15 protein-coding genes are annotated in these 21,720 nt (G+C 69.2%); 11 read left to right on the top strand and 4 right to left on the bottom strand.

Annotation, left to right across the window (positions count from 1 at the left end; genetic code table 11):
* Positions 1-32 precede the first annotated feature (32 nt).
* From G7B69_RS14145 to G7B69_RS14115, 7 genes are all read left to right on the top strand, one after another.
* Positions 33-1,157, top strand: coding sequence for a fumarylacetoacetate hydrolase family protein (locus G7B69_RS14145; RefSeq protein WP_166180408.1), 1,125 nt, complete (start codon positions 33-35; stop codon positions 1,155-1,157).
* Positions 1,158-1,166: 9 nt separating this feature from the next.
* Complete coding sequence (locus tag G7B69_RS14140) at positions 1,167-2,606, top strand: aldehyde dehydrogenase family protein (RefSeq protein ID WP_166180406.1); 1,440 nt, start codon at positions 1,167-1,169, stop codon at positions 2,604-2,606.
* A gap of 5 nt (positions 2,607-2,611) precedes the next feature.
* On the top strand, positions 2,612-3,397 hold the full coding sequence (xylB, locus tag G7B69_RS14135) for a D-xylose 1-dehydrogenase (protein ID WP_243415193.1): 786 nt from the start codon (positions 2,612-2,614) through the stop codon (positions 3,395-3,397).
* Complete coding sequence (locus tag G7B69_RS14130; RefSeq protein WP_166180404.1) at positions 3,394-4,275, top strand: SMP-30/gluconolactonase/LRE family protein; 882 nt, start codon at positions 3,394-3,396, stop codon at positions 4,273-4,275. The genes xylB and G7B69_RS14130 overlap by 4 nt, the downstream gene beginning before the upstream one ends.
* Entirely contained in the window at positions 4,272-6,170 is a 1,899-nt protein-coding gene (locus tag G7B69_RS14125; RefSeq protein ID WP_243415192.1) for a sialate O-acetylesterase, read from the top strand. The genes G7B69_RS14130 and G7B69_RS14125 overlap by 4 nt, the downstream gene beginning before the upstream one ends.
* Positions 6,167-7,021 carry an aldose 1-epimerase gene (locus G7B69_RS14120; RefSeq protein ID WP_166180402.1) on the top strand — a complete coding sequence of 285 codons (855 nt, stop codon included), beginning with the start codon at positions 6,167-6,169 and terminating at the stop codon, positions 7,019-7,021. The genes G7B69_RS14125 and G7B69_RS14120 overlap by 4 nt, the downstream gene beginning before the upstream one ends.
* A gap of 209 nt (positions 7,022-7,230) precedes the next feature.
* On the top strand, positions 7,231-8,271 hold the full coding sequence (locus tag G7B69_RS14115; protein ID WP_166180400.1) for a fatty acid desaturase: 1,041 nt from the start codon (positions 7,231-7,233) through the stop codon (positions 8,269-8,271).
* A 10-nt stretch (positions 8,272-8,281) separates the two neighbouring features.
* Here G7B69_RS14115 and G7B69_RS14110 read toward each other — a convergent pair whose 3' ends face one another.
* From G7B69_RS14110 to G7B69_RS14095, 4 genes are all read right to left on the bottom strand, one after another.
* Positions 8,282-9,013, bottom strand: a complete 732-nt coding sequence (locus tag G7B69_RS14110; RefSeq protein ID WP_243415191.1) for an RMD1 family protein — start codon at positions 9,011-9,013, stop codon at positions 8,282-8,284.
* A gap of 247 nt (positions 9,014-9,260) precedes the next feature.
* Positions 9,261-11,048, bottom strand: coding sequence for an IlvD/Edd family dehydratase (locus tag G7B69_RS14105; protein WP_423717955.1), 1,788 nt, complete (start codon positions 11,046-11,048; stop codon positions 9,261-9,263).
* Complete coding sequence (locus tag G7B69_RS14100; protein WP_166180394.1) at positions 11,045-12,142, bottom strand: LacI family DNA-binding transcriptional regulator; 1,098 nt, start codon at positions 12,140-12,142, stop codon at positions 11,045-11,047. The genes G7B69_RS14105 and G7B69_RS14100 overlap by 4 nt, the downstream gene beginning before the upstream one ends.
* A 54-nt stretch (positions 12,143-12,196) precedes the next feature.
* Positions 12,197-14,305: an alpha-glucuronidase gene (locus tag G7B69_RS14095; protein WP_423717954.1), complete on the bottom strand. Its 2,109-nt coding sequence runs from the start codon at positions 14,303-14,305 to the stop codon at positions 12,197-12,199.
* Between the two features lie 63 nt (positions 14,306-14,368).
* Between G7B69_RS14095 and G7B69_RS14090 the strand changes: the two genes are divergently transcribed.
* From G7B69_RS14090 to G7B69_RS14075, 4 genes are read left to right on the top strand one after another with little or no spacing between them, the layout of a single operon-like run.
* Positions 14,369-16,780: a glycoside hydrolase family 3 N-terminal domain-containing protein gene (locus tag G7B69_RS14090; RefSeq protein ID WP_166180390.1), complete on the top strand. Its 2,412-nt coding sequence runs from the start codon at positions 14,369-14,371 to the stop codon at positions 16,778-16,780.
* Positions 16,777-19,161, top strand: a complete 2,385-nt coding sequence (locus G7B69_RS14085) for a glycoside hydrolase family 3 N-terminal domain-containing protein (RefSeq protein WP_423717953.1) — start codon at positions 16,777-16,779, stop codon at positions 19,159-19,161. Before G7B69_RS14090 ends, G7B69_RS14085 begins: the two co-directional genes overlap by 4 nt.
* Positions 19,158-20,462, top strand: coding sequence for an MFS transporter (locus G7B69_RS14080; protein WP_166180388.1), 1,305 nt, complete (start codon positions 19,158-19,160; stop codon positions 20,460-20,462). The genes G7B69_RS14085 and G7B69_RS14080 overlap by 4 nt, the downstream gene beginning before the upstream one ends.
* Positions 20,459-21,598 (top strand): endo-1,4-beta-xylanase, encoded by a 1,140-nt coding sequence (locus G7B69_RS14075; protein ID WP_166180386.1) that lies wholly within the window; start codon positions 20,459-20,461, stop codon positions 21,596-21,598. The genes G7B69_RS14080 and G7B69_RS14075 overlap by 4 nt, the downstream gene beginning before the upstream one ends.
* Positions 21,599-21,720 lie beyond the last annotated feature (122 nt).

Genomic DNA, 21,720 nt, shown 5'->3' with positions numbered 1-21,720 from the left:
AGCGCTATCAACGGAGAGGGCAATAAGCGGCTGTGGCCGAAACGCTGCACGACATTCTGCCGTCGGACTTTGCGTCCGGGACCTTCATCGGCCGCGCGCTCTCGCCGGCCGGGCCGTGCGTCATCGCGCTGCGCGGCGGGCGATTGTTCGACCTGACCGACGAGGTCGCGACGGTCGCCGGCGCGATCGACCGCAAGCATTTCTCGGGCGGGCGCGACCTTGGGCCGGTGGAGCAAGGCTTGCCTGAGGGCTGGAGCCTCCTTTCCCCGGCCGACTTGCAATGCATCAAGGCCTGTGGAGTCACTTTCGCGCTCTCGGCGATCGAGCGGGTGATCGAGGAACGCGCGCGCGGCGATGCCGGCAAGGCGGCCGAGATTCGCGGCGCGCTCGAAGCCAAGGTCGGCGCCGGCATCCGCGCGGTGGTGCCGGGGAGCGCCGAGGCGGCCGAGCTCAAGCAGGCGCTGATCGACGAAGGCATGTGGTCGCAGTACCTCGAGGTGGCGATTGGGCCCGATGCCGAAGTGTTCTCCAAGTCGCCGGTGCTCTCCACCGTCGGCGCGGGCGCCGAGATCGGCGTGCGCTCGGATTCGGCGTGGAACAACCCCGAACCCGAGGTCGTGCTGGCGGTCGATCCGCGTGGGCAAGTGCTCGGAGCGACGCTCGGCAACGACGTCAACTTGCGCGATTTCGAAGGCCGCTCGGCACTGCTGCTGTCGAAGGCCAAGGACAACACCGCGAGTTGCGCGATCGGGCCCTTCATCCGCCTGTTCGACGGCCACTTCACCATCGACGACGTGCGCCAGGCCAACGTCGACCTGACTATCGACGGGCCCGAGGGCTACCGCCTCGAAGGCAGCAACGACATGGGCCAGATTAGCCGCGACCCGCTCGACCTGGTGGCGCAGACCTTGTCCGAGCATCACTATCCCGACGGTTTCGTGCTGTTCTGCGGCACGCTGTTCGCGCCGACGCAGGACCGCGACACGCCCGGCGGCGGCTTCACCCACAAGATTGGCGACCGGGTGACGATCTCGTCGCGCCGGCTCGGGCGGCTCACCAACACCGTGACGACCAGCCGCGATGCGCCACGCTGGGAGCTCGGCATCGGCGCTTTCATGCGCAACCTCGCTTCGCGCGGGCTGGCAGACAGGATTTAGGGACGCAAAATGGATACGCAGATTCTCGGGCATTACATCGGCGGCGAATGGACCGGCGCGGACGGCGCGCTCGAAAGCCGCAACCCGTCGGATACCGACGAAGTCGTCGCCCGTTTCCCCGACGGCGGCGAGGCGGAAGTGGCCCATGCGGTCGCCGCGGCGAAGGACGCGCAGCCGGGCTGGGCGAACGCCTCGCCCGAGGTGCGCTCGGACGTGCTGCGCAAGGCGGGCGAGGCGCTGTTCGCCCGCTCGGGCGAGATCGGCGAGCTGCTCGCCCGCGAGGAAGGCAAGACCCGCGCCGAGGGTGTCGGCGAGACGCTGCGCGCCGCGCGCATCCTGCTCTACTTCGCCGGCGAGGCGCTGCGGCGCCACGGCCAGACGCTCGAATCCACCCGCCCGGGCCTCGATGTCGCGACCTACCGCGAGGCGCTCGGCGTCGTCGGGCTGATCACGCCGTGGAACTTCCCAATCGCGATTCCCGCGTGGAAGGCCGCCCCGGCGCTGGCGTTCGGCAACACCGTGGTGCTCAAGCCGGCCAATATCACTTCGGCTGTCGCCGCGGCTCTGACGCAGGTCCTCCACGACGCCGGGATGCCGCCCGGCGTGTTCAACCTCGTGCTCGGGCGCGGCCGCGTCGGCCAGGCGATCGTCGATCACAAGGACGTCGCGGCGATCAGCTTCACCGGCTCGCAAGGCGTCGGTTCGCAGGTCGCCAACAGCGCGGTCGCGCGCCAGGCGCGGGTGCAGCTCGAGATGGGCGGCAAGAACCCGCTGGTGGTGCTCGCCGACGCCGACCTCGACAAGGCGGTGGCGATCGCCGCCGACGGCGGCTTCTTCCAAACCGGCCAGCGCTGCACAGCCTCGAGCCGGGTGATCGTCGAGGACGCGATCCACGACAAGTTCGTCGCCGCACTGGCCGAGCGGGCCAAGGGTCTCAAGGTCGGCCCGGCGCTCGCCGAGGGCACGCAAGTCGGCCCGGCATCCAGCGAGAGCCAGTTCGAGCAGAACATGAGCTACGTCGGCATCGCCACCGGCGAAGGCGGGCGGCTGGCCGCGGGCGGGGACAAGCTGTCGCTCGATACCCCGGGCTACTTCATGCAGCCGACGGTGATCGCCGACACCGATCCGAGCATGCGCATCAATTGCGAGGAAGTGTTCGGACCGGTCGTCTCGACCGTGCGGGCCAAGGACTACGCCGAGGCGCTCAAGTTCGCCAATCGCGGCGAGTTCGGGCTTTCGGCCGGGATCGTTTCGAACAACGCCAAGCTGATCCGCGATTTCCGCAAGAACGTCCGCGCCGGGATGGTGATGGTCAACCTGCCGACGGCGGGGGTCGATTACCACGTGCCGTTCGGCGGTACCCGCGGATCGAGCTACGGGCCGCGCGAGCAGGGCTTCGCGGCGGTCGAATTCTACACCCAGATCAAGACAGTTTACACAGGGGATTGAGGGCTTTGGCGGAGGGAATCATCAGGCCGGTGGGCCAGGGGGCGGTCTATCCGAGCCTCGCCGGCAAGCGCGTCATCGTCAGCGGTGGCGGTACGGGGATCGGCGAGGGAATCGTCGAGGCATTTGCCCGCCAGGGCGCGGCGGTTGCCTTCGTCGACGTCCAGGACGACGCCAGCGAGGCGCTCGTCGCCCGGCTCGCCGATGCGGCGATCGCGCCGCTGTTCGTCCATTGCGACATCCGCGACTGCGCCGACTACGGCGCCAAGATCGCCAAGATCGTCGACAAGCTCGGCGGCTGCGACGTGCTGGTCAACAACGCCGCCAACGACGATCGCCACCAGGTCGAGGAAGTGACCCCGGCCTATTGGGACGAGCGGATGGCGGTCAATCTCAAGCACCAGTTCTTCGCCGCCAAGGCGGTGTTGCCGGCGATGAAGGCGGCCGGCGGCGGCTCGATCGTCAACCTGGGCTCGATCAGCTGGCACCTCGGGCTGCCCGACCTGACGCTATACCAGACCGCCAAGGCGGCGATCGAGGGCCTCACCCGCAGCCTGGCGCGCGAGTGGGGGCGCTGCGGTATCCGCGTCAACGCGGTGATCCCGGGCAACGTGCAGACGCCGCGGCAGATGCAGTGGTACACGCCCGAGGGCGAGGCCGAGATCGTCGCCCAGCAATGCCTCGAAGGGCGCATCCAGCCGGCCGACATCGCCGCGATGGTGATGTTCCTGGCGAGCGACGACGCGCGCTTCTGCACCGCGCACAACTATTGGGTCGATGCCGGATGGAGATGAAAGCTCAGGTTCGCGAGGTGCTTCACACCGAGTGCACGCTCGGTGAAGGGGCGCTGTGGGATGCCCGGCGCAAGGTCGTGTGGTTCGTCGACATCAAGAAGCACCACTTGTGGCATTACGACCCGGCGACCGGCAGCAATGCCCGCGCCGTGGCCCCCGACCAGATCGGCTGGGCGCTGCCCGCCGAAGACGGCCGTCTGCTTTGCGGGCTCAAGGAAGGGCTGTGGACCTTCGATCCCGAGCACCAGACCTTCACCCGCCTGCGCGACGTGCCCGGCGAACCGGCCAGCAACCGCAACAACGACGCCTGCACCGACACCCGCGGCCGCGTCTGGCTCGGCACGATGGACGATGGCGAGAAGGCCGACACCGGGCGCTTTTACGTCTTCGACAAGGGCCAGGTCACGCCCGCGGGCCCCGACCATGTCTCGATCACCAACGGCCCGGCGGTGAGCCCTGACGGCAAGCGGATCGTTTTCACCGACACGCTCGGCCAGAAGATCCTCGCCGCGGAAATCCGCGACGACGGCAGCCTGGGACCGGTCAGCCTGTTCGTCGACACCAAGGCGCATTTTCCCGGCGCCTATCCCGACGGCCCGGTCTTCGATGCCGAAGGCTTCCTGTGGACCGGGCTCTACGTCGGCGACCGAATCGCCCGCTTCGCGCCCGACGGCAAGCTCGACGCCACGGTGGCGATGCCGACCTCGAATCTGACCAAGCTGTGCTTCGGCGGCGACGACCTCAAGACGGTCTACGTCACCAGCGCGAGGGCAGGCCTCAGCGCGGAAAAGCTTGCCGCGCAGCCGCTGGCGGGTAGCCTGCTGGCGTTCGAAGCCCCGGTGGCGGGCTTCGCCGGGACGAGGGTCAAGCTATCGTGATCAAAGCCGGGGTCGCACTCGCCGCATTCCTGTCCGCTTCCACGGCGCTCGCTGCGCCCACGCTAAGCCCGGTGTGGACCGATCACGCGGTAATCCAGCGCGACCGGCCGGTGGTGGTGGAGGGAACCGCCAAGCCGGGCGAGAAGCTCACCGGCACGCTGGGGGGCGCGAGCGCCAGCGCCACGGCGGCGAAGGACGGGTCGTTCGCGCTGACTTTCCCGGCGCGGCCCGCCTCGAGCGAACCGGTCGCCCTCACGGTGAACGGCGCCGACGCCAGCTCGACCACCGTCTCCGACCTCCTCGTCGGCGACGTCTGGCTGTGCGGCGGGCAGTCGAACATGGAATTCTCGACGTGGTCCTCGGCCGGCGGTCCGCTGGCGGCGCAGAACTCGAAGGACGACAGCCTCCGCCTGCTGATGATCCCCAAAGTCAGCGCGCTCACCCCGCAGAAGGATTTCGGCGGCAAGGTCGCCTGGGCGCCAGCTGCGCTCGACAGCGTGAAGGACTTCTCCGGCGCCTGCTACTTCATGGCGCGGCAGCTGAGGAAGGACCTCAAGGTCCCGATCGGCGCGATCCATTCGAACTGGGGCGGCTCGCAGATACGCGCCTGGCTCAATCCCGAGGGGGGCGCCAAGCTCTATGGCGCCGCGGCGATGGCGCAGCTCGTCCAGTACCAGAAGGACCCGCTCGCCGCGGTCACCGCTTTCGGCCCGGAGTGGGAGAAGTGGTGGACCGATCACGCCCATCAGGCGCCGTGGGACAATCCCGACGCGCTCGACTGGCAGCCGGTGCCGCAGATATCGGCCTGGGGCGAATGGAAGGGCACGCCGCTGGCGACGAACGGCAACGGCAACGTGTGGATGCGCCGCACGATCACGCTCACGCCGCAGCAGGCCAAGGCCGGCGGCACGCTCAACATCGGGCTGGTCGACGACATCGACATGACCTTCGTCAACGGCCACCCCGTCGGCAACACCTCGAGCTGGAGCGACGAGCGGCACTACCGCATCCCCGCGAGCTACCTGAAGGCGGGCGCCAACGAGGTCATGGTGCTGGTCACCAACAGCTACGGCGCCGGCGGGATGGAGAGCAAACCCGACCGCCTGTCGTTCGACCTCGCCAATGGCGCGAGCATACCCCTCGGCGAAGGCTGGCGCTATTCGATCTCCAAGGTCACCGACTACCCGCCGCGCGCGCCGTGGGACGGGATCGCCGGGATCGGCGTGATGCACAACAAGATGATCTCTCCCTTCGGCCACTTCGCCCTCACTGGCGCCGGCTGGTACCAGGGCGAAAGCGACGTCGGCATCCCCGGCTATGCCGATCGCCTGCGCGAGCTCATCGCCGGCTGGCGCGAGCAATTCGGGTCCGGCCTCAGGATGCTGGTGATCCAGCTCCCGAACTGGGGCCCGACCACCGAGCACCCGACCGCTTCGGGCTGGGCCGAGATTCGCAACGAGGAATTCAAGGCCGTCGCCGCGGACAGGAACGCCGCGCTGATCCCGACGCTCGACATCGGCGAGAACGACAACCTCCACCCGCTCGACAAACTCCGCGTCGGCCTGCGCATGGCCATGGGCGCCGAGGGCAAGGCGCTGCCGCTGCCGGTTTCGGCCAGGCGCCAGGGCGGCGCGGTGGTCGTGAGCTTCTCCGGCATCGAAGGCGGCCTGCACACCTGGAGCAGCGGCCACGCCATCGGCGTCGAGCTGTGCGGCGCGACGCAAGAGAGCTGCCGCTACGCCGCGGCGACCGCAATGGGCGACACTCTGAGCATCGTCGACGACGGCCAGCCGGCGACGCGCGTGCGCTATGCCTGGATCGATAGCCCGGTGGTCAACCTCTACGACGCCCGCGCCCTGCCGGTGCCCGGCTTCGAGCTGCCGATAACGCAGTGAGCCTGACGCTCAGCGCGGGCCCATGGCAGGCCGAGCTGCGGCCCGAGGTCGGCGGCGTGCTGGCATCGTTGACGCTCGATGGCACCGAAGTGCTGCGGACGATGCCGCAAGGCGTAACCCACCCGCTCGAAGCCGCCTGTTTCCCGCTCGTGCCGTATTGCAACCGCATCCGCGACGGGCGCTTCACCTTCGCCGGGCGCGAGATCGTCCTGCCGCCGAACTTCGCGCCCGAGCGCCACAGCATCCACGGCCTCGCCTGGCAGCGGGAGTGGCGGGTCGAAAGCGCGGTCGAAGGCAAATGCGTGATCGTCGACGATTACGACGGCTTGGGCGCCTGGCCGTGGGGCTATCGCGCCGAGCAGCGCGTGCGGCTCGGCGACAAGGGCTGCGCGATTACGCTGGTGCTGACGAACCGGGGCGACACCGCGATGCCCGCGGGGATCGGCCTGCACCCGTACTTCCGCCGCCGCGAGGGCGCCCGCGTGCGCTTCGCCGCCGACCATGTCCTTCTGAGCGATCCCGAGTGCCTGCCGACCGGCGTCACCGCCCCGGCGGACCATTTCGCCGACTTCCGCCACGGCGCGGCGCTGCCGCCCGAAACGGTCGATCACTGCTTCGCCGGGTGGAGCGGCGAGGCGACGATCGAGGACGATCTCGGCACCATCGCGATCACCGCCAGTGGCGCCCCGCACCTCCATGTCTACGCCCCCGCCGACGGCAGCGCCTTATGCCTCGAACCGGTCGGTCACACCCCCGACGCCCCGAACCGCGCGCCCGAGGCCATGACCATCCTCCCGCCCGGCTGCTCGGCCACCCTCACGCTGCGGATTTCGGCCGAATCCTTCTCCTGATCCCGGTCCGTCCCTTGTAATCTGCCCGCCGCGCGGCCATTTCGGAATGGCATCGAAGCTTGAGGTAATGAGGGTGGACGCAAGCGCCGCAAACGCCGCGCTGCCCATCTTTTCCCGCCCCAAAGAGAAGCGCCGCCGAGCGATCGGACCGCACTTCCGGCGATGTCCGCGGCGCGCCATGCGCCGGGGGAACCGAAGGCAGGCATTCATTGACGTCAACTTCTACCGAATGCCTCTCGTTCTCCGAGAGCGAAATCCTCGGCGGGCACCTGTCGCGGCGATTCAAAGCCTATGGCGCCGATCTCAAGCGAAGCCTCTTTCAGCTGATAACGACCGGCTTGCCGTTCATCGCGCTGCTCGGGGTCATGGCCGAGGCATCGCGCGGCAGCTATTGGCTGACGCTTCTGCTGTCGATTCCGACGGCCGGGCTGCTCGTTCGCCTGTTCATCATCCAGCACGATTGCGGCCACGGCTCGTTCTTCAAGTCGCGTGCCGCCAACGATTTCCTCGGCCGCGCGCTCTGCGTGCTCACGCTCACGCCCTACGGCAGCTGGAAACAGGGCCATGCGGCGCACCACGCGACCACCGGCAATCTCGACCGGCGGGGCCGCGGGGATGTCGAGACCCTGACGGTTGCCGAATACGAGGCGCTCACCCCGCTCCGGAGGCTGGGCTATCGGCTCTACCGCAACCCCTTCGTGATGGTTCTGCTGGGCGCGCCGATAAACTTCATCGTGCTGCAGAGATTGCCGCTGGGGCGGCAGTTCCGTGACCGCGACGCGCGCCGCAGCATCCTCTGGCTCAACGCCGCGCTGGTCGTCGTCTTCGGGCTGCCGATGCTGGTGATCGGGGTGGTTCCGGTCCTCGTGACCTACCTGCCGGTGATGATCATCGCCTCGTGGATCGGCAACTGGCTGTTCTACGTCCAGCACCAGTTCGACGGCGCCTATTGGGAAGCGGAGCGCGACTGGAGCTTTCACGCCGCCGCGCTTAGCGGCAGCTCCTACTTCAAGCTTCCGCCCCTCCTCCAGTGGTTCAGCGGCAGCATCGGCCTGCACCACGTGCATCACTTGTGCAGCCGGGTTCCGAATTATCGCCTGCAGGCCTGTCACGACGCCGCGCCCGAACTGGATCGCTTCGTCAAACGGATAACGCTGCGTGAAAGCCTGCGATGCTGGCGCCTGGCGCTGTGGGATGAGCAGCGCCGCCTGCTGGTGGGCTTCCGCGATCTGAAGCGCCAGCCTGCCTGACGGAGGGCGCTCAATACCCGAACGCGAGCAGGCTGACGACGACCTCGAAGGCGATCAACGCGACGACGGCCACTTCGAGCCGGAAGGATCGCTTGTCCATCACCAGGTTGAGCAGCACGTCGGCCGCATCGCCGATCACTTCGAGCTTGCGTTCGATCGCGCGGGCGCGGTCGCCCAGCTCGAACTCGGCTTCGAGGCGGCCGTAAAGTCGGTCGAGCTCGGGATGGTCCCATAGCAGGTCCGGCTTTTCGCCTATTTGCGCGCGCCCGACGACGCGGTGCCGCGTGGCGAGGACGCCGCCGATATGCTGCATGACCCGCTTGATCGGCAGCCGCGCGCGGCCATTCGTGCGAAGGTCGTTCACCAGCGGCTCGAGGCGGTCGAACACTTCGGCGATGCGGCTTTCGTCGCGCGCCAGCACGACGCTGCGCGCGAGGACCGTCGCGGTCAGCAACAACCGCTCGGGCGTGGCTTCGCGCAGGCGGATATGACCGTTGGCGCTGACGTTCTCGTCGCCGCCCGCGCGAATCTCGATCGAGGCGGTCTCCAGCTCGGGGGAGGAGGCCGGCTCGATGACATGTTCCATCAGTTCCGCGACCAACTCTGCTTCCAGTTCCGCCGAAGCTCCGAAAAGCACCAGCACCCCGTAACGGAAGACGAAGGCGGCGCCGGTCCCCGACAGCTGCAGGTCGCCGGGCTCGACGAAACGAGGCAGGTGGCGGGTGTCGATCCGGGTGCCCAACAGAAGCGCCCGGACATCGGCAGTGGGCGAGCTCGACGCGATCGGGAAACCAAGAACCTCGCGAACGCCGACACCGCCAGGACGTATCGGTCCCGATCCTGCGAGCGCACTGGTTTCCGGTCGATCTGTCAAAGCCCGCCTCGCCTCGCATCGTACCGCAACGAATCGGTACATCCACGCTGGGTCGAGACTGTAATGCGGCGCTTGGCTTGTCCCAAGTCGTTGCCTGCCGGGCGGGTTGGCGGCCTCAGTGGTTGTGGCGCGGCGGCTTGTTCGCCGTGCCGCGGTACTTGAGCGCGAAGTCCATCACGCCGCCTTCGCCGAGCTGGCCGGTCTTCTCGCGGTAGAGCTCTTCCCAGGGCGTGCGCGATTCGGGGATCGGCGGGGCGGGGTCCTCCGCCTTGCGGCGGGCGATCTCGGCTTCGTCGACCAGCGCGTCGCAGGTGCGGGCGTTGAGGTCGACGCGGATCGTGTCGCCGGTGCGCAGCCAGGCGAGGCCGCCGCCGGCGGCGCTTTCGGGGCTGGCGTTGAGGATCGAGGGGCTGTCGCTGGTGCCCGACTGGCGGCCATCGCCGAGGGTGGGCAGCCATTCGATTCCGCGCTGGAGCAGCGCATCGGGCGGCTGCATGTTGACCACCTCGGCGCTGCCCGGCCAGCCGATCACACCGGCGCCGCGCATCACCAGGATGCAGTTCTCGTCGATCTGGAGCGAAGGATCGTTGATCCGCGCGTGATAATCGTCGCCGCCGTCGAACACGATCGCCCGCGCCTCGAACACGTTCTCGTGCCCCGGGCGGCAGAGGTAGCGCTGGCGGAAGTCGTCGGAGATCACTGAGGTCTTGAGGATCGCGAAGTCGAACAGGTTGCCGGCAAGGACCAGGAAGCCGGCCTTGTCCTGCAGCGGGTCGGCGAAGGGGCGGATCATCTCGCGGTCGTCGCTTTCGCGCCCGGCGAGGTTCTCGGCGAGGGTCTTTCCAGTGCAGGTCAGGCACTGCCCGTCGATCTTGCCGGCCCCGAGCAGCTCCCACATCGCCGCCGGTACGCCGCCGGCGCGGTGGAAGCGCTCGCCAAGGTATTCGCCGGCGGGTTGCATGTTGACCAGCAGCGGCAGCGCGTAGCCGTGCTGCCAGTCGTCGGGAGTCAGCTCGATCCCGGCGTGGCGGGCGATGGCGACGAGGTGCGGCTGGGCGTTCGACGAACCGCCGATGGCGGTGATCGTGGCGACCGCGTTGAGCACAGCCTCGCGGGTGATGATCTTGCTCGGGCGCAAGTCCTCGTGGACCATTTCGACGATCCGCCGCCCGGTGCGATAGGCGAACTGCCCGCGCTCCTTGTACGGCGCCGGGACCGCCGCGCAGCCGGTCAGCGACAGACCGAGCGCCTCGGCCACCGCGTTCATCGTGCTCGCGGTGCCCATCGTGTTGCAGTGTCCCGCCGACGGCGCGCTGTCGAGCGCGCGGCGAAGGAACTCGGCCTCATCGATCTCGCCCGCGGCAAGCTTGCGGCGGCTCTTCCAGATCACCGTGCCCGAGCCGACCAGCTCGCCTTCGTGATGGCCGTCGAGCATGGGCCCGCCGGAGAGAACGATCGCCGGAATGTCGACCGTCGCCGCGGCCATGATCTGGCTCGGCGTGGTCTTGTCGCAGCCGGTGGTCAGCACCACGCCGTCGAGCGGGTAGCCGGTGAGGATTTCGACCAAACCGAGGTAGAGCAGGTTGCGGTCGAGCGCGGCGGTCGGACGGCGGCAGTTCTCGAAAATCGGGTGGACCGGGAATTCCATCGGGATCCCGCCCGCGTCGCGGATGCCGGCCTTGGTCCGCTCGGCCAGCTCGACGTGGATGCGGTTGCACGGGACGAGGTCGCTGCCCGACTGGGCTATGCCGATCACCGGCTTGCCGCTGCGCAGCTCCTCGGGCGTGACGCCGTAGTTCATGAAGCGCTCGAGATAGAGCGCGGTCTGGTCCCACCGCTCGGCGTTGTCGAACCAGTCGCGGCTGCGCAGCCGGCGCTTTTCAGGCCCTTGCGCCACGCTCAGCTCTTTCCGCGGACGGAGCGCTTGGCGAGGGTCGGTGCGGCGTCGGATTGGCGGCGGATCAGTTCGTACCCGAGCGTGATGGTGGTCGGTTCGGGCCGGCCGCCGCCGCGCTTCTGCTTGAGCTCGGTGCTGAGCAGGTCGATCGCCTTGCGCGACATCTCGCCGATCGGCTGGCGGATGGTGGTCAGCTCGGGCCAGATCGTGCTGGCGATGGCGGTATCGTCGAAGCCGCACACCGAGACGTCGACCGGTACGTCGAGGTGCAGCCGGTGGGCGACCGCGACGGTCGCCGCGGCCATGTCGTCGTTCGAGGCGAAGATCGCGCTCGGCGGGTCGGGCTGGTTGAGCAGGCGCATCGCCGCGTCGAGGCCCGAGCGGTAGCTGAACAGCCCTTGCGCGAGGTAGCTTGGCGGAACCTCGAGCCCGTGCGCGGCCATTGCCGCCTGGAAGCCTTCGAGGCGCAGCGCGCTGGCGGTCTGGTGCGGGTTGCCGATGATGAAGCCGACCTTCTTGTGACCGAGCCGGATGATATGCTCGGTCATGTCGTAGGCCGCCTGGTACTCGTCGATCATCACCGCCGAGTGATGGTCAGGGCCGATGCCCGAGCCGATCGCCACGGCGCTGACGCCCATCTCGGTGAGCAAATCGAGCAGCGGCTGCTCGTCGCACAGCGGGGAGGGCAGCAGGAAGCCTTCGATACCGCTCTCGGTCAGCCGGCGGACGACGGCGAACTCGTCCTTCTCGAACTCGCAGCGCTCGACCACCAGGTGAACGTCGCTGAGGCTCGCCTGCTCGAGGCCGCCCATCAGCAGCTCGCTGAGGTATGAGGCCGAGGGGTTCGAATAGAGCAGCGCGATGCGCGCCTGGTCCGTCCCGGCGAGGCGTCGCGCCGCGCGGTTGGGCTGGTAGTTGAGCTCGCGGATCGCCTCGAGCACCGCCTGGCGGGTCTGCTCGCGCACGCTGCGCTCGCCGTTGATCACCCGGCTCACCGTCATCGGCGAGCAGTTGGCGACGCGCGCGACGTCGGAGATCGTCGGCGCGCCCTTGTGGCGGCCGGTCCGGCGCGTGGCGGTGTCGGTCCTCGCGGTGCTCATCGCGAGGCTCTTAGGGCTGCGTCCGGGACGGACAAAGGTTTTTTTAGGAGCATTTCATTCCCCCGGTGCCTCAGGGAAGCTGAGGGCTTTGTAATAGTCGAGCGAATGCTCGGGCGGGCGGGTGCCGGCCGGCAGCGGCAAGCCGTTGATGGACTGCCAATAGGCGATCGAGGCATCGCGCCACCAACGGGCTTCCCGGCTCTGGATGCGCAGGAAATCGGCGGTGTCGGCGAAGCGCTCGGGATCGACGTAAGGCGCAAGCGAAGCCCAGGTCGCCGCCATCTCGTCGACCGTGGCGACGCCGCGGTCGTAGCGGTAGACCAGCTCGCCCCACAGCGGCCGGCCGGACGGGGTGCGGAAGTCCCACGGCACGTGGTGGAACCACAGCAGGTAATCCTCGTCGATGGTCCTGGGATCGGCCCACTGCGCGGCGACGGAGGGCGCGTATTGCGCCAGCGCGTTGCTGCCGCTGGCGGTGCGGTCGAAGCCGATCCCGCCCTTGTCGGCGCGGCTGTAATAACACGGGTTCCACTCGGGCCGCTTGAGGTTGCAGATCCACGGGCCGGGGCCGTAGTGGTGGCCGGTGGCCATCTGGTGCGTGAGGCCGAGCGGGGTCATGTATTCGGCGACCGCCTCGCGGCTGGCGATCATCATCGGCACGACCTTGCCGATGAACCCGCGTTCGCGGCTGAAAGTCTGCATCGCCCATTCGCGGGCGATCTGCGCGCTCGACAGGGTGGGGTCCCAGGCCAGCCGGCCGAACGCGTACCAGTTGGCCTGGTTGAAGTGCGAGCCCGACCAGTTGCGGTCCGAACCGGTGTTGGCGACCCCGGCCATGCCCGCCGGGGCGATCACCTGGGCAACCGTCCCGCCGCGGCCGGTCTGGGCGTCGAGCACTTCTTTCCAGTACGGCGCGAGATAGGCGAGGTGGGTCGCCTGGCCGAGGTATTCCTTGGTGATCTGCCCTTCGAACATCAACCGGGTGTGCGGCATCGCCCCGAACAGCGGATGGAACGGCTCGCGCGGCTGGAAGTCTACCGGTCCGTTCTTGACCTGCAGGATGACGTTGGGCTCGAACTGGCCGTCGAGCGGCACGAACTCGTTGTAGGCCTGCTTGGCCCGGTCGGTCTGGTCCTCGGCCGAGTAGACGAAGGCGCGCCAGATCACCACGCCGCGGCTGCCGACCGCGCGGGCGAGGGTGTTGGCGCCCTCGGCGTGGGTGCGGTGGTAGTCCTGCGGCCCCGGCTCGCCTTCGGAGTTGGCCTTGACGAGGAACCCGCCGAAGTCGGGAATCGCCGCGTAGAGCGCGTCGGCGCGGGCCTTCCACCAGGCCTGCACCGCCGGGTCGAGCGGGTCGGCCGTCGGCAGCCCGCCGACGTCCTTCGGCGCCGAGAAGCGGGCGCAAATGTACAGGCGGATGCCATAGGGCCGCCAGGCGTCGGCGATGCGCCTCAGCTTGGGGATGTAGCGGTCGGTCAGGAACAGCGGGCTGGCGTTGACGCTGTTGACCACCGCGCCGTTGATGCCGATCGAGGCGTCGGCGCGGGCATAGTCGACCAGCCGCTGGTCGAGGTGCTCGGGCAGCTTCCACCAGTCGAAGATCGAGCGGCCCGAATAGCCGCGCAGGACATAGCCGTTCGGATCGTCCCAGTGGTCGAGCAGGCGCAGCGGCATGGCGGGGCGCTCGTCGAGGTCGATCTTTGCCGGATTGCGGCCGAGCGACAGCTCGCGCAAGAGGGCGAACGCGCCGTAAAGGCAGCCGATCGGCTCGCCCGCGGAAATGCGCAGGCCGCCGTCCGCCGGTTTTATCGCGAAGGCTCCGCCGGGCGGAACCGCGGAGTCTCGGCACTCGAACGACAGCGAACCGGGCGGCAGCGGCCGCGCCAGGCGCGAGGCGGTTATCACGACGCCCGGCCGCCGCTCTTCACCGCGCAGCTTAGCCAGGCCGTGCACCAGCTCCTCGCCGGCGAGGGCGACCGTCGGATCCTGATCGGCATGGACCACCAGCGGCAGCGCTCGAACCCGGGCGAGCGCTTCGCCCTCGAGCGGCGCATAGCGCAGCCAGAGCCGATATCCGTCCTCGGCCTGCGCCGCGCTCGCCACGGCCAGCGCGGCGCAGGCCGCGATGAGCGCCAAGAGGCGATTGACAAGCCCTCTCCCCATAATCATGGTAGCGCTATCACGAAGGGCCGTACAGTCAAGATGCGGCGGGTGGGGAGAGTTTGAATGACGGGTCGCTTCAAGGCCGCCGCGCTGGCCGCCGGAATCGCTCTAACGGCGCTTTCGGGGGCGCTCGCCAGCCAGGCTGAGGCGCAATCGGCGCCTGCCGCGGCGGCCAAACCGATGGCCACCGCGCCCTATTGGAACGCTTCCCTGCCGACCGAGCAGCGGGTTGCCGACCTCCTCGCGCGGATGACGCTGGAGGAGAAGATCGCCCAGATCACCGCGCTGTGGGACAACAAGGCCGAAGTCCAGCGCGCCGACTACAGCTTCGATCCGGCCAAGGCCTCGCAGACCCACCCCGACGGCATCGGCACGATCTCGCGCCCGTCCGACAAGCACGGGCCCGGGAGCCCGCGGACCGAGCCGCCGCGCACGATCGAGGACAGCGTCGCCTACGTCAACGCGGCGCAGAAGTGGGCGCGCGAGAAGACCCGCCTGGGCATCCCGATCCTGTTCCACGAGGAAGCGCTCCACGGCATCAACCCTGGCCGCGACGGGACCGCCTATCCCCAGGCGATCGGCCTCGCCTCGACCTGGGACCCCGACCTGCTGCGCACCGTCAACGCCCAGATCGCCGGCGAAATTCGCCCGCGCGGGGTGCAGCAAGTGCTTTCGCCGGTGGTCGACGTCGCCCGCGACCCGCGCTGGGGCCGCATCGAGGAGACGTTCGGCGAGGATCCCTACCTCGTCGGCGAGCTCGGCGTCGCGGCGGTCGAGGGGCTGCAGGGCGTCGGTACCGGCCACAAGCTCGCGCCGGGCAAGGTCTTCGCCACGCTCAAGCACATGACCGGCCACGGCCAGCCCGAGAGCGGCACCAACACCGGCCCGGCGCCGATCGGCGAGCGGACGCTGCGCGAGTTCTTCTTCCCGCCGTTCGAGCAGGTGGTGAAGCGCACCGGCATCGATGCGGTGATGGCGAGCTACAACGAAATCGATGGCGTCCCGAGCCATTCCAACGTGTGGCTGCTGCACGACGTGCTGCGCGGCGAGTGGGGCTACAAGGGCGCGGTGGTCAGCGATTACTACGCGATCTCCGACCTGATGGAGATCCACAAGATCGCCCCCGACCTGAAGACCGCCGCCGAGCTGGCGCTCAAGGCCGGGGTCGATGTCGACCTGCCGACCGGCAATGCCTACGCCCATCTCGCCGAGGCGGTGAAGGCGGGCGAAGTGCCGATCAGCGCGATCGACACCGCGGTCGGGCACATCCTGACGATGAAGTTCAACGCCGGGTTGTTCGAAAGCCCGTGGGCCGACCTTTCCGAGGCGCGCAAGTCCGGCGGGCCCGAGGGCGTGGCGCTTGCCCGCAAGGCGGCGGCCGAAGCGCTCGTGCTGCTCAAGAACGACGGCACCTTGCCGCTGGCGCTGCCCAAGGGCGGGGCCAAGCCGACCATCGCGGTGATCGGACCGAACGCCGCGGTCGCCCGGCTCGGCGGCTATTACGGCATCCCGCGCAGCAAGGTCTCGCCGCTTGAGGGCATCAAGGCGCTGGTCGGCGACAAAGCCAACGTGGTCACCGCCCAGGGCGTCGTCATCACCAAGAGCGACGACTGGTGGGAAGACAACGTCGAGCTCGGCGATCCGGCCGAGAACGCCCGGCTGATCGCCCAGGCGGTCGAGACGGCGAAGACCGCCGACACGATCGTTCTGTTCATCGGCGACACCGAGCAGACCAGCCGCGAAGGCTGGGCCAAGAGCCATCTCGGCGACCGCGCCGCGCTGGATCTTGTGGGCCAGCAGAACGACCTGTTCAACGCGCTCAAGGCGCTCGGCAAGCCGGTCGTCGCGGTGCTGGTGAACGGCCGCCCGCCGAGCTACCCGACCGTCGCCGCCGGGGCGAATGCGATCCTCGAGACCTGGTACGGCGGGCAGGAACAGGGCCACGCCATCGCCGACGCGCTGTTCGGCCGGGTCAACCCCGGCGGCAAGCTGCCGGTGACGGTGGCGCGCGATGTCGGCCAGCTGCCGATGTTCTACGACTACAAGCCGAGCGCGCACCGCGGCTACCTGTTCAGCGAGGCGACCCCGCTCTACCCATTCGGTTACGGCCTGAGCTACACCAGCTTCGACGTCGGCGCGCCGGTGCTCTCTTCGGGGAGCATCAAGGCCGGCGAGGGCCTCAGCGTCACGGTCCCGGTGACCAACACCGGCAAGATGCCCGGCGACGAAGTGGTGCAGGTCTACTTGCGCGACGACGTCAGCAGCGTCACGCGGCCGGTGAAGGAGCTGGCGGCGTTCCAGCGGGTCACGCTGCAGCCGGGCGAGACCAGGCAGGTCGCGCTGGCGATCCGCCCCGAAAGCCTGGCGCTGTGGAACCGCGAAATGAAACGGGTGGTCGAGCCGGGCACGTTCACGATCATGGCCGGCGGCAATTCCCAGGACCTCAAGAGCACGACCCTGACGGTGACGCCGTGAATCGGCGCGGCGCCCTGCGCTTGCTCGGCGGCGGCAGCGTCGCCGCGCTGGCGGTGGCGCAGGCCCCGCTCGCTTTCGCCAAGGCCGGAGCGCCGCTCTACAAGGACGCCAGGGCGCCGATCCCGGCGCGGGTCGCCGACCTGCTTGCGCGAATGACGCTGGCCGAGAAGATCGCCCAGATGCGCGGCGTTTGGGCCGGCAAGGGCGGCATGCTCAGCGGGCTCGATTTCGATGCCACGAAAGCCAAGGTCAACTTCCCCGACGGGATCGGCGCGCTCGGCCGCCCGTCGGACAAGCGCGGCACGCCGGGCGTGGGGCAGGCCTCGGGCGGCTCGGCAGACCGCTGGCGCACCCCGCGCCAGACCGTCGAGTTCATCAACGCACTGCAGAAATGGGCGCTCGAGGGCACCCGGCTCGGCATCCCGGTGCTCGTCCACGAGGAATCCCTGCACGGCTACATGGCCACGCAGGCGACCAGCTTCCCGCAGGCGATCGCCATGGCGGGCACTTTCGACCGAGACCTCACGCGCCGGGTGCACAGGCTGATCGCCGGCGAAATGCGCGCCCGCGGTGTGTTCTACACCCTCTCCCCGGTGATCGACATCGTCCGCGATCCGCGCTGGGGGAGGATCGAGGAGACCTTCGGCGAGGATCCCTACCTCGTCTCCGAGATGGGCGTGGCCACGGTCGAGGGGCTGCAGGGGCCGGGCAAGTGGGAGCGGCTGCCGGCCAATCACGTCTTCGCCACGCTCAAGCACTTTACCGGCCACGGCCAGCCCGACAGCGGCACCAACGCCGGGCCCTCCGAAGCCTCCGAGCGCGAGCTGCGCGAAAACTTCTTCCCGCCGTTCCGCGCGGTGATCGAGCGCACGTCGGTGGGCGCGGTAATGCCGAGCTACAACGAGATCGACGGGGTGCCGAGCCATTCGAACGTGTGGCTGCTCGGCAAGGTCCTGCGCGGCGAGTGGGGCTTCGACGGGCTCGTCTCGAGCGACTACAACGGGGTCGACCAGCTCGCCGGGCTGCACCACGTCGCCGCCGACAACGCCGAGGCGGCGCGCATGGCGCTGCTCGCGGGCGTCGACAGCGAGCTGCCCGAGGGCGACGCTTACGCCACGCTCGCCGGGCAGGTCGCCGCCGGCAAGATCGACCCGGCGCTGATCGACCGCGCCTGCGCCCGCGTCCTGACCTTCAAGATGCGCGCGGGCCTGTTCGACGATCCCTACGGCAACGCCGACAAGGCCGAGGCGGTCACCGGCAACGCCGACGGGCGCGCACTGGCGCTCGAGGCGGCGCGCAAGGCGCTGTGCCTGCTGACCAACAAGAACGGCACGCTGCCGCTCGATCCGGCCAGGATGGGGCGGGTGGCGGTGATCGGGCCGAACCATGCGATCGCCCGCTTCGGCGGCTACTCGAGCGTGCCCAGGCAGGCGGCGACGCTGATCGAGGGGCTGCGGCAAGTCGCCCCCAACGCCGATTTCGTCACCGCGCAAGGCGTGTTCATCACCACCAGCGACGACCGCTCGGTCGACAACGTCGAGCTGTTCCCCGCCGAGCGCAATCGCCAGCTGATCGCCCAGGCGGTCAGCGTGGCCAGGACCGCCGACACCGTGATCCTCGCCATCGGCGACACCGAGCAGACCAGCCGCGAGGGCTTCGCGGTGACCCACCTCGGCGACCGCGACAACCTCGACATCGTCGGCGACCAGAACGCGCTGGTCGATGCCCTGGCGGCGCTCGGCAAGCCGCTGGTGATCTGCGCGATCAACGGCCGCCCGCCGAGTTGGCCCAACGTCGCCGCCAAGGCCGACGCCATGCTCGAATGCTGGTACCCCGGGCAGGAAGGCGGCACGGCGATCGCCGAGGCGCTGCTCGGCAAGGTCAATCCCGGGGCCAAGCTGCCGGTCAGCGTGGTGCGCGACGCCGGTCAAGTCCCGCTGTTCTACAACCGCAAGCCGAGTTCGCGTCGCGGCTACCTGTTCGAGGACGCGGCGCCGCTGTTCCCGTTCGGGCACGGGCTCAGTTACACCAGCTTCGACATCTCCGCGCCGCGCCTTTCCGCCTCCCGCGTGGCGCCGGACCAGCCGGTGCAAGTCGAGGCGACCGTCGCCAACACCGGCCAGCGCGCGGGCGACGAGGTCGTCCAGCTGTACATCACTCGCACCGAGCTGCCGGTCACCCGGCCCGTGCTCGAACTCAAGGGCTTCGAGCGAGTCACGCTGGCGCCGGGCGAGAGCAAGACGGTGCGCTTCACGATCACGCCCGCGCAGCTCGCCTATTTCGATCGGGCGATGAAGGAAGTGAACGGGCCCGGACCGGTCGCCGTCCACGTCGGCAACAGTTCGGCCAATCTCAAGTCCGCCGGGTTCGTGGTCGCGTGAGCAGCGCCGCGCCCGCGATCGCCCCCGAGCGCCCTGGGCGCTACCGCTGGTCGATCTGCGCGCTGCTGTTCTGCGTGATCACCATCAACTACGTCGACCGCCAGGTGATCGGGGTGCTCAAGCCGATCATCGAGAAGGACATGCGCTGGAGCGAGGTCGACTACGGCAATATCGTCACCGCGTTCCAGGCGAGTTACGGGATCGGCCTGCTGGTCGTCGGCCGCTGGCTCGACAAGGTCGGCACCCGCAAGGGCATGGCCCTGGCCATCGGCCTGTGGAGCGTGGCGGCGGCGTTCCATTCGGTGGCGCGCAGCGTGCTCGCCTTCATCCTCGCCCGGGCCGCGTTGGGCATCTCCGAGAGCGCCGCCTACCCGGGCGCGGTCAAGTCGGTCGCCGAGTGGTTCCCGCGCAAGGAGCGCGCGCTCGGCGTCGGCATTCTCAACGCCGGGGCCAACGTCGGCGTGCTGCTGACGCCGATCGTCGGGATCATGGTCGCGGGGACGTGGGGCTGGCGCGCGGCGTTCCTCGTCACCGGCCTGCTCGGGCTGCTGGTGCTGGCGGCATGGCTGCGGATGTACCGCCTGCCCGAGGACCATCCGCACATCCTCGCGGCGGAGCGGGCGCATATCGTCCAGGACGGCGAGGACGGCGCCGGCCGGCCGCTCGGCTGGAGCGCGGCGCTGCGCCAGCGGCAGGCGTGGTACTTCATCTGCGGCAAGTTCTTCACCGACCCGGTGTGGTACCTGTTCCTGTTCTGGCTGCCCGACTTCTTTTCCAAGACCCAGGGCATGGAGCTGTTTCCCAAGGGGCAGGGCAGCGTCTTCTCGACCGTCGGTCCGGCGCTGATCGCGGTCTACCTGCTCGCCGACATCGGCTCGATCGCCGGGGGCTGGCTCTCCTCGCACCTCATCAAGCGCGGGTGGACGGTCAATCGCGCGCGCAAGACCACGCTGTTCCTCGCCGCCGTGTGCGCGCTGCCGCTGGTCAGCGTGGCGAGCATCGATAACGCCGCAATCGTCGTGCTGCTCATCGGGCTCGGCACCGCCGGGCACCAGGCGTTCTCGTCGAACATCTTCACGATGATCTCCGACCTCTACCCGCGCCGCGCGGTGGCGACCGTCGCCGGGCTGGGCGGGGCGGCGGGCGCGGTCAGCGGCATCCTCATCGCTCAGGCGACGGGCTGGACGCTGCAACTGACCGGCTCGTACGTGCCCATCCTGCTTTACGCCGGTATCGCCTACCTGCTGGCGTTCGGCGTCATCCACCTCCTGGTGCCGCGAATGGAGCCTGCGCCGTTATGAGCTTCGACCTGACCCGCCGCGGTGCCCTGGCCGGTATAGCGGCGGCGCCGCTCGTTTTGGCTGCAGCACCCTCGTTCGCGGCGGCGCCGGTCGTCCCGTCGCCATCGCTGAACGCGCTGGCGGCGCGCAAGGGCCGCCGCTTCGGCAGCGCCATCGGCGGGCGGCGCGGCGGCGGGATCGACAACCCCGACTATGCCGCGATCGTCGCCGGCGAGAGCGGGGTGATCGTGCCCGAGAACGAGCTCAAGTGGCAGGCGACGCGCCCCGCGCCCGACAAGTTCGATTTCGCGCGGATGGACGCGATCGTCGCCTGGGCCCAGGCCAACAAGCTCGCCGTCCGCGGGCATACCCTGTTTTGGGACCGGCCGGAGCGCTTTCCCAAGTGGCTCGTCGGCTACGATTTCGGCGCCCGCCCGGCGCGCGAGGCCGAGCGGCTGCTGACCACCCACATCCATACCGTGACCGACCGCTACCGCGGCGTGATTCAGAGCTACGACGTGATCAACGAGGCGGTCGACGAGCGGACCGGCGCGCCCCGGGTCAACAACGTCACGCGGGCGCTGGGGAGCCCGGAAGCGCTGGTCGACCTGGCGTTCCACACGGCGCGCGAGCGGCTGCCGCAAGCGCAGCTGGTCTACAACGACTTCATGAGCTGGGAGCCGGGCTCGCGCGCCCACTGCAGCGGCGTGCTGCGCCTGCTCGAGGGCTTCCGCAAGCGCGGCACCCCGGTCGATGCGCTCGGCATCCAGTCGCACATCGAGATGTTCTCGATCGACCCGGCGAGCGGCGTCGGCCCTTACCTCGAGAGCGAGTGGCGCCGCTTCCTCGATGAGGTCGTCGGCATGGGCTACAGGCTGCTGATCACCGAGTTCGACGTCAAGGACAAGGCGCTGCCCGGCGACATTGCCCTGCGCGACGAGCGGATCGCCGACTTCGCGCGCCGTTACTTCGACGTGATGCTCGATTACGACGCGCTCGGCGACGTCCTCGCCTGGGGCATGGTCGACAAGTTCAGCTGGCTCCAGGGCTTCGCCGCGCGCGACGACAAGCTCGAGGTGCGCGGTACACCTTACGGCGACGATTACCGCCCCAAGCCGATGCGCGCCGCGCTCGCCCAGGCGTTCGCCGCCGCCTGAAAATCCAACATCGCCGGGCGTGCGAAGGCCCCGGGCGGGGCGAACCCGTCCGAGGCCTCGACGTGAGGACCTTCGCGGCCGGCGCGGCGTCAGTCCGGACGCAGCGCAGGGGCGGGCGGCGG

The sequence above is a fragment of the Croceibacterium segetis genome, from assembly GCF_011320115.1.
GTDB classification, from domain to species: domain Bacteria; phylum Pseudomonadota; class Alphaproteobacteria; order Sphingomonadales; family Sphingomonadaceae; genus Croceibacterium_B; species Croceibacterium_B segetis.
The sequence above is the reverse complement of the archived record's forward strand: the minus strand, read 5'-3'. Positions and strand labels throughout refer to the sequence as shown.

Bases quoted from the DNA above. Each gene is read 5' to 3' on its own strand.
- G7B69_RS14140 (WP_166180406.1), top strand. From the start codon at position 1,167: ATGGATACGCAGATTCTCGGGCATTACATCGGCGGCGAATGGACCGGC.
- G7B69_RS14130 (WP_166180404.1), top strand. From the start codon at position 3,394: ATGAAAGCTCAGGTTCGCGAGGTGCTTCACACCGAGTGCACGCTCGGT.
- G7B69_RS14100 (WP_166180394.1), bottom strand. From the start codon at position 12,142: ATGAGCACCGCGAGGACCGACACCGCCACGCGCCGGACCGGCCGCCAC.
- G7B69_RS14095 (WP_423717954.1), bottom strand. From the start codon at position 14,305: ATGGGGAGAGGGCTTGTCAATCGCCTCTTGGCGCTCATCGCGGCCTGC.
- G7B69_RS14090 (WP_166180390.1), top strand. From the start codon at position 14,369: ATGACGGGTCGCTTCAAGGCCGCCGCGCTGGCCGCCGGAATCGCTCTA.
- G7B69_RS14075 (WP_166180386.1), top strand. From the start codon at position 20,459: ATGAGCTTCGACCTGACCCGCCGCGGTGCCCTGGCCGGTATAGCGGCG.